This is a genomic window from Conexibacter stalactiti (assembly GCF_033542075.1).
GTDB lineage: Bacteria > Actinomycetota > Thermoleophilia > Solirubrobacterales > Solirubrobacteraceae > Conexibacter > Conexibacter stalactiti.
The window spans coordinates 1-6,272 of record NZ_JAWSTH010000177.1 but is presented as its reverse complement, the minus strand read 5'-3'; the positions used below and the strand labels follow the sequence as shown (position 1 = coordinate 6,272).

Here is a 6,272-nt window from a genome sequence, read left to right as displayed (position 1 = left end):
CGACTTGCGCCGGCGGCGGCCCTTCTCCGACGCGACCCGCTGGCGGGGCCGCGGCCGCGCTCGAACGCCCGCCCACCGGCACCGGCGACGCCGCCGGCCCCCGCCGTCCGCTCGCGCTCGAGCTGCTGCTGCTCGCGCTGGGGGCGGCGGCGCTCGCGGTCGCGCTGCACTGGCCACTCGTCCTCCACCTCGGCGACCACGTCGCGAAGGACCTCGGCGACCCGCTGTCGCAGGCGTGGCAGGTCGCGTGGGGCGGGCACGCGCTCGCACACCAGCCACTGCGGTTCTTCGACGCGAACCAGTTCTATCCGTACGCCGACACGCTCGCCTTCTCCGACGCGCTGATCGGCTACGCCCCGAGCGGCCTGATCGGCGACGGGCCGCATGCCGCGATCGTCCGCTACGACCTGCTCTACCTGTTCGCGTACGCGCTCTCGTTCGCCGGCGCGTACCTGCTCGCGCGCACGCTCGGCGCGTCATGGCCGGCGGCGCTCGTCGCCGGCGCCGCCTTCGCCTTCTCGCCGTGGCGGCTGGAGCAGGCCGGTCACCTGCACGTGATCTCCAGCGGCGGGATCCCGCTCGCGCTGGCGCTGCTCGTGCGCGGCTGGCAGCGCGAGTCGGCGGCGCTGGTGCTGGCCGGCTGGGTCGTCGCGACCTGGCAGCTGTCGCTCGGCTGGACACTCGGTCTGCAGCTCGCCTACCTGCTGCTCGCGCTCGCGCTCGCGCTGCTCGCGCGACGGTGGTGGTTGGGGCGGCGTGCCGCGCTGGCCGCCGCGCACCTGCCCGCCGCACCGGCCCCGCGCCGCGCGGCCGACGGACCGAGCAGCGGACGTTTGCTGCCGTATGGCGACACCAGACGTCCGGTGCTGCCGCCTGCGCGTCGCCGCGATGACGCCCCGGGGGGAGCGGGCGCGCCGGTGGCACCCGCCGACGTCGCGCCGACCCCGATCCCCCGCCCGCTGCTCGCAGCGACCGCGGCCGGCGCGCTGCTGTTCGCGGTCGTCGGCGTCGCGATCGGCCGCGTCTACCTGCGCGTCGCCGACGCCTTCCCCGGCGCGCGCAGAGGACCCGAGCTGGTCGCCGCCTACTCCGGCGGGCCGCTGGAGTTCCTCGCCGCCGGCCGCGACAGCCTCGTCTGGGCCGACGTCACCGCACCGCTGCGCGACGACCTCGCGGCAGTCGCCGAGCAGTCGCTCTTCCCCGGCCTCGTGATCGTCCTGCTGGCCGTGCTCGGTGCCGGCTGGGGCCGCTGGTCGCGCGCGCTGCGGATCGGCCTGGCGGCCGGCGCCGTCGCGACCGCCGTGCTGGCGCTCGGCTACGCCGACGCCGACCTGCGACTGCTGTTCCCCTACGGCTGGCTGTCGCTGCTGCCCGGCTGGGATGCCATCCGCACCCCCGGCCGGCTGATGACGCTGGCGACGCTCGCGCTGGCGCTGCTCGCCGCCGCGGGCGCCCAGCGATTGGCCGAACGGTGGCGCTGGGCGCCGCTGCCGCTCGTGCTGCTTGTGCTCGTCGAGGGCAGCGCCTTCTCGTTCGACGGCGGCCGGCTGAGCGGCCCGCCGAACCCGGCCGTCCCGCGCGCGCCGGCCGGGCTCGCCGACGCCACGCCGCCGCTGCTGCAATTGCCGTTGACCGCCGAGGACAACCGCCGCTACCTGCTGTGGTCGACCGACGGCTTCCCACGCATGGTCAACGGGCGCAGCTCCACGATCCCGCCCGCGTTCGCGGCGCTCGGTCCGCGCATCGGCGGCTTTCCCGACGCCGGCTCGGTCGCGCGCCTGCGCGCGCTCGGGGTGCGAACGGTCGTGCTGCACACCGACCGGCTCGCGGGCACGCCGTGGGCCGGCTGGGCGCAACGCCCCTGGCGCACGCTCGGCCTCTCACGCGAGCTGCGGGACGACCTCGTGCTCTTCGGTATCCCCCCGTTGCAGCGGTGACAGCGCTGTTCCAGCTGAAACAGGGGCGTTGCGCGCCGGACGCCCGACGAGCGCCAGCAACAGCAGCCCGACGCCTGCACCAACCGCGAACAGCGCCGCGGCACCGCCGTCGCCGGTGACCACCGCCGGCACGTCCCACAGCGCAGGCGCGGTGCAGGCGACGACGAGCCAGAGCGCGAGCGCGGCGAGCGCGACGGGGACGTCGTTGGCGGCGCGGGCGGGGCCGGCTCCCGCCTCCCTCCCCCACGGCAGCGCGAGCGCGAAGGCGACGATGACGCAGGCGAGCACCGGCAGCATCGTCGCCCAGCCGTTGCCGAGGCCGACGGCGCTCAGCAGCGTGTTCGTGAAGAGGTCCTCGCCGATCAGTCTCGCCCAGGCGCCGGCGCTGTCGGGGTCGCCGATCAGCGGCCGCGTCAACGTCGCCGCCAGCAGCAGCGTGACCGAGGGACCGAGCAGCGCCGCGCACAGCGCCGGCCGCGCGCGCCAGGCCGGCGCGAAGCCGAGCGCGACGAACGGCAGCAGCGGGATCAGGAAGCGCGGCCCCGGCGTGCCGCCGCCGAACGGCGTCCAGTAGCCGGAGTCGTAGAGCAGGTAGGCGAGCGCAACGGCGCCCGCCAGCAGCGCTTCGGCGCGGCGGCCGCGACGGTGCAGCAGCACCAGGCCGTAGACGCCGACGGCCGCGACCGGAGCGATCGTCAGCAGGCCGCGCGCCGAGACGAGCAGCTCCAGCGCCGTCGCCGGCTCGGGCAGCGCGATGCCGAAGAAGTGGTCGTCGTTGAGGCCGAGCTGGGCGTGGCCAGTCACGCCGGAGACACGTACCGCGCCCGTGTAGGAGTTGTGCCAGAGCGTCCCGAACGCCCACAGGTTGTACGCCGCCAGCGGCAGCACGCCGGCGATCACGCCGCCCGCGTAGGCGCCGCCACGTCGCAGCCGCGCCGGCCAGTTCGCCAGCGTGCCGCCGCGGCAGGTCGCGTAGAGGCCGACGAGCGCACCGGCGATCGCGAGCGGGTACTCGACCAGGACGGCGAGACCCGCGAGCAGACCGGCGAGCGCGACGAGACCCAGCCGCGGCGGCCCGGCGCGCTCGCGCAGCAGCAGCGTGAAGGCGCCGAAGGCGAGTGCCGCGGCGAGCAGATGGCCGAACAGCTGCGTCGCGAACGGCAGCACGAGCGTGCCGGCGCCGAGCGTGACCGCGGCGGCGAGCCCGCCGCCGCCCGCCAGCCGCTGGCCGGCCCAGCCGACCATCCCCAGCAGCAGCAGCGCCGGCAGCACCGCGCCGACCAGCCCGAGCGCCCAGACGATCGGCGACTGCCGCTCCAGCAGCGACTGCACGCGGTCGCGGCGCGCGACGCTGTAGCCGTAGCTGTGGACCGGCAGCGCGCTGTAGTGCCAGCGGCTGCGGCCGTGCTCGCGCGCGGTGCGGGCGGCGTCGTCGGCGAGACGATCGGCGCCGACCGCGTCGAGCCCGGCGTAGACCGGCGTCAGCAGCAGCGCGGCGCCCGGTGCCTTGACGGCGTAGAAGTGACCGTCGTACCACGACTTGTCACGCGTCTCCCAGTGGTACCTGTCGATCTGCGCGTCGCCGTCGGCGAACGCCTTGATCTGCGCGAAGTAGGAGGTCTGCGCCCAGCCGAGGCTCTGCATCACGAGCGCGTAGGCGATCCCGAGCGCGGCGAGCGCGAGCAGCGCGCGCAGGCGGCCGCCGCGCGGGAGGCGCAGGGACGGGGCGGGGCTCACGTGCGCGACCTCATCCCCCACATCCTCGCGAGCGGATATGCGCGTGGGATTGCGGTTCTGTGAACGGCGTGCGTCGAACCGTCACCCTCCCGTCTCAGGTGAAGAGGTCGCCGACCCCGCCGGTCGGCACGTGGATCCAGCCTTCGCGAGCGATCGTGCCAGCCGGGTCGGACGGGGGCGCATGCGTGCGTCGCAACTGCGCAGCCCGAGCCACGAACGCGCACAGGAGCGCGTCGAGCACGTCGTCGGAGGCGACGCACCGCTCGCGTGTCTCCGCGCTGAGGCTCAACGTCGCACCGACCTCCGCCACGCGCGCCTCCAACGTCGCCAAGCGCGCCTCCCGCAGCGCGCCGTCGCGCTTGTCGTTGGCGGTCGGCAGCTCCCACCGCCAGCGCGCGGCCGCCGGGTAGACCTCGAACCAGGGGCCGTGGACGCGAGAGAGGGAGCGTGCGCCCGCGGCAGCCACGCCCACGCCAGCCACGCCCATCCCAGACTCACCCGCGCCAGCCACGCCCGTGCTGCCGTCGCCGCGCATCGCCGCCGCGCTCAGCAGCGCCGCGGCGCGCATCGCGCAGATCCCGATCAGGTCGGTCGAGACCGACAGCGGCACGCGGCCCGTCTCGCGCGCGACCCAGCGATCGGTGAGGCGCAGCCGCAGCGTGCGCGACTGCTCGTCGCGCTCGGCCGCGACCGGCGAGCGCGGCTCCGGCCACGGTTCGCCGCCGGTCCACGCCGCGATGGCTCGTTCGAAGGCGACCGGCCAGCCGAACGGCGCGTCGATCCCGACGGCGTACGCGCCGCCGTCCGCGGCGCGCTCGGCACGCTCACCGCCGCCGCCATGCTCATCCGCTGCGCGCTCGGCGGCGTCGAGGATCGCCTCGTCAGAGATGCCGCGGCGCGCTTCCAGGACCCGCGCCTCCCGCCCGTGCCAGCGCACGACGCAGAGCGCGGTGTTGCGGTCCTGCGCGGCCAGATCGACCCCGACGGTCAGCACCACGCGCCCTCGAACGCCCGCCGCTGGCCGAGGAATGGCGATCTGTACATGTCATGGATGTACAGATCGCCGCTCGTCCGGCGCGCGCGCCGGCTCACGGCGCGGCCGCGGCCTCCGCCTGCCGCGCGCCGGCGCCCCACACCGCCACGGCCGGCACGATCAGCACCGCGCCGAGCGAGACCAGCTCGGCGACGGCGTCCGCGGTCGAGAAGCCGTCGAGATGACCGGCGTGGAAGATGAAGTGCAGCAGCGCCATCAGCGCCCAGCCGGCGCAGACGGCGCGCACCAGTTCGCGCTGGAGCGTCCACGCCGCCCAGCCGAGCACGACGGCGAAGCCGAGGTAGAGGCCGCCGACGTCGGTCACGAGGTGCTCGTTGTACGGCGGCAGCAGGTCGACCCAGCTGGCGAAGAAGGGGTAGTCGTCGTAGAAGCTCTGCGGCGCGAACGACGCCGGCAGGCCGATGCTGATCGCCGTCACCGTCAGCACGACCAGCGCGGCGCGCGCGATCCCCGGCGCTCGCGCCGTCATCGCTCGTCCCCGCCCTCCGGCGTGACCTCGGGCGCGGCGTCCAGCGCCAGCGGCATCAGCGCCTCGAACGGCACGTGGCCGAGCTTCTGCGGGTTGCGCACGATGTCGATCGCGACGATCCGGCCGGCGTCGATCGTGAACGAGACGACGCCGCGGATCCCACCGTCGTCGAGCAACAGGCCGGGCGCGCCGTTGACCTCGGCGAGAGCACCGTGGGCGTCGGCGTCGCTGCGCGCCCGCAGCACGCGCGTGAAGCCGGCCAGCATCCGCGCGACACGCTCCGCACCCTCGACCGGCTTGCGCGCGGCCGTGACGACCCCGCCGCCGTCGGAGGTGAAGACGACATCGGGGTCGAGCACGCCGAGCAGCGCCTCGACGTCGCCGGCCTGCCACGCGACCGCGAACGCGGCGACGATCTCGTTCTGCTGCTCGCGCGAGGCGGGGAAGCGCGGTCTGCCCTCGTCGACGTGTCTGCGCGCCCGCGCCGCCAACTGGCGGACCGCGGCCGGCGTGCGGCCGACGACCTCGGCGACCTCGGGGAAGCCGAGCCCGAAGACGTCGTGCAGCACGAACGCCGTCCGCTCGGCCGGCGAGAGCCGCTCCAGCACGACCAGCAGCGCGGTGCTGACCTGCTCGTCGAGCGAGACCTGCTCGGCCGGATCGCGCGCGGCCTGGCGGCTGGCGTCGCCGCCGGCGACGACGGGGCCGGTGGTGCGCGGCCCGTCGGGGCCGAGCGCGGTCACCTCGGGCTCCGGCAGCCACGGGCCGACGTAGCGCTCGCGCCGTCGCCGCGCCGAGCCGAGCGCGTCGAGCGCGAGCCGGCCGACGACGGTCGTCAGCCACGCGCGCAGGTCCTCGATCGCCGCCGCGTCGGCGCGCTGCAGCCGCAGCCACGCCTCCTGCACGACGTCGTCGGCCTCCGCGAAGCTGCCAAGCGTCCCGTACGCGAGCCGGCGCAGATACGGCCGCTGCGCCTCGAAGTCGCGCGCGAGCTGGTCGACGGCCGCGCCGCCCGCCTGCCGCGCGTCGCCCGCGCCGGCTGCCGCCTGCCGCGCGTCGCCCGCGCCGGCTGCCG

The 6,272-nt window shown here is 76.0% G+C and carries 5 protein-coding genes; 1 reads left to right on the top strand and 4 read right to left on the bottom strand.

Annotated elements, in window-relative coordinates:
* The coding region (locus R7226_RS30690) for a hypothetical protein (protein WP_318601345.1) at positions 1–1,937 on the top strand (1,937 nt) is incomplete at its 5' end.
* Here the strand turns inward: R7226_RS30690 and R7226_RS30685 are convergent.
* The 4 genes from R7226_RS30685 to sigJ form a co-directional block, all read right to left on the bottom strand.
* Positions 1,881–3,674 (bottom strand): hypothetical protein, encoded by a 1,794-nt coding sequence (locus tag R7226_RS30685; protein ID WP_318601343.1) that lies wholly within the window; start codon positions 3,672–3,674, stop codon positions 1,881–1,883. The two genes, R7226_RS30690 and R7226_RS30685, sit on opposite strands and share 57 nt — an antisense overlap.
* A 94-nt stretch (positions 3,675–3,768) precedes the next feature.
* Positions 3,769–4,671, bottom strand: a complete 903-nt coding sequence (locus R7226_RS30680; protein ID WP_318601342.1) for a DUF429 domain-containing protein — start codon at positions 4,669–4,671, stop codon at positions 3,769–3,771.
* Positions 4,672–4,762: 91 nt separating this feature from the next.
* Positions 4,763–5,197, bottom strand: a complete 435-nt coding sequence (locus R7226_RS30675; protein WP_318601341.1) for a DUF4345 family protein — start codon at positions 5,195–5,197, stop codon at positions 4,763–4,765.
* Positions 5,194–6,156: an RNA polymerase sigma factor SigJ gene (sigJ, locus tag R7226_RS30670; RefSeq protein WP_404827929.1), complete on the bottom strand. Its 963-nt coding sequence runs from the start codon at positions 6,154–6,156 to the stop codon at positions 5,194–5,196. The genes R7226_RS30675 and sigJ overlap by 4 nt, the downstream gene beginning before the upstream one ends.
* Positions 6,157–6,272 lie beyond the last annotated feature (116 nt).

Bases quoted from the DNA above. Each gene is read 5' to 3' on its own strand.
- R7226_RS30675 (WP_318601341.1), bottom strand. From the start codon at position 5,197: ATGACGGCGCGAGCGCCGGGGATCGCGCGCGCCGCGCTGGTCGTGCTG.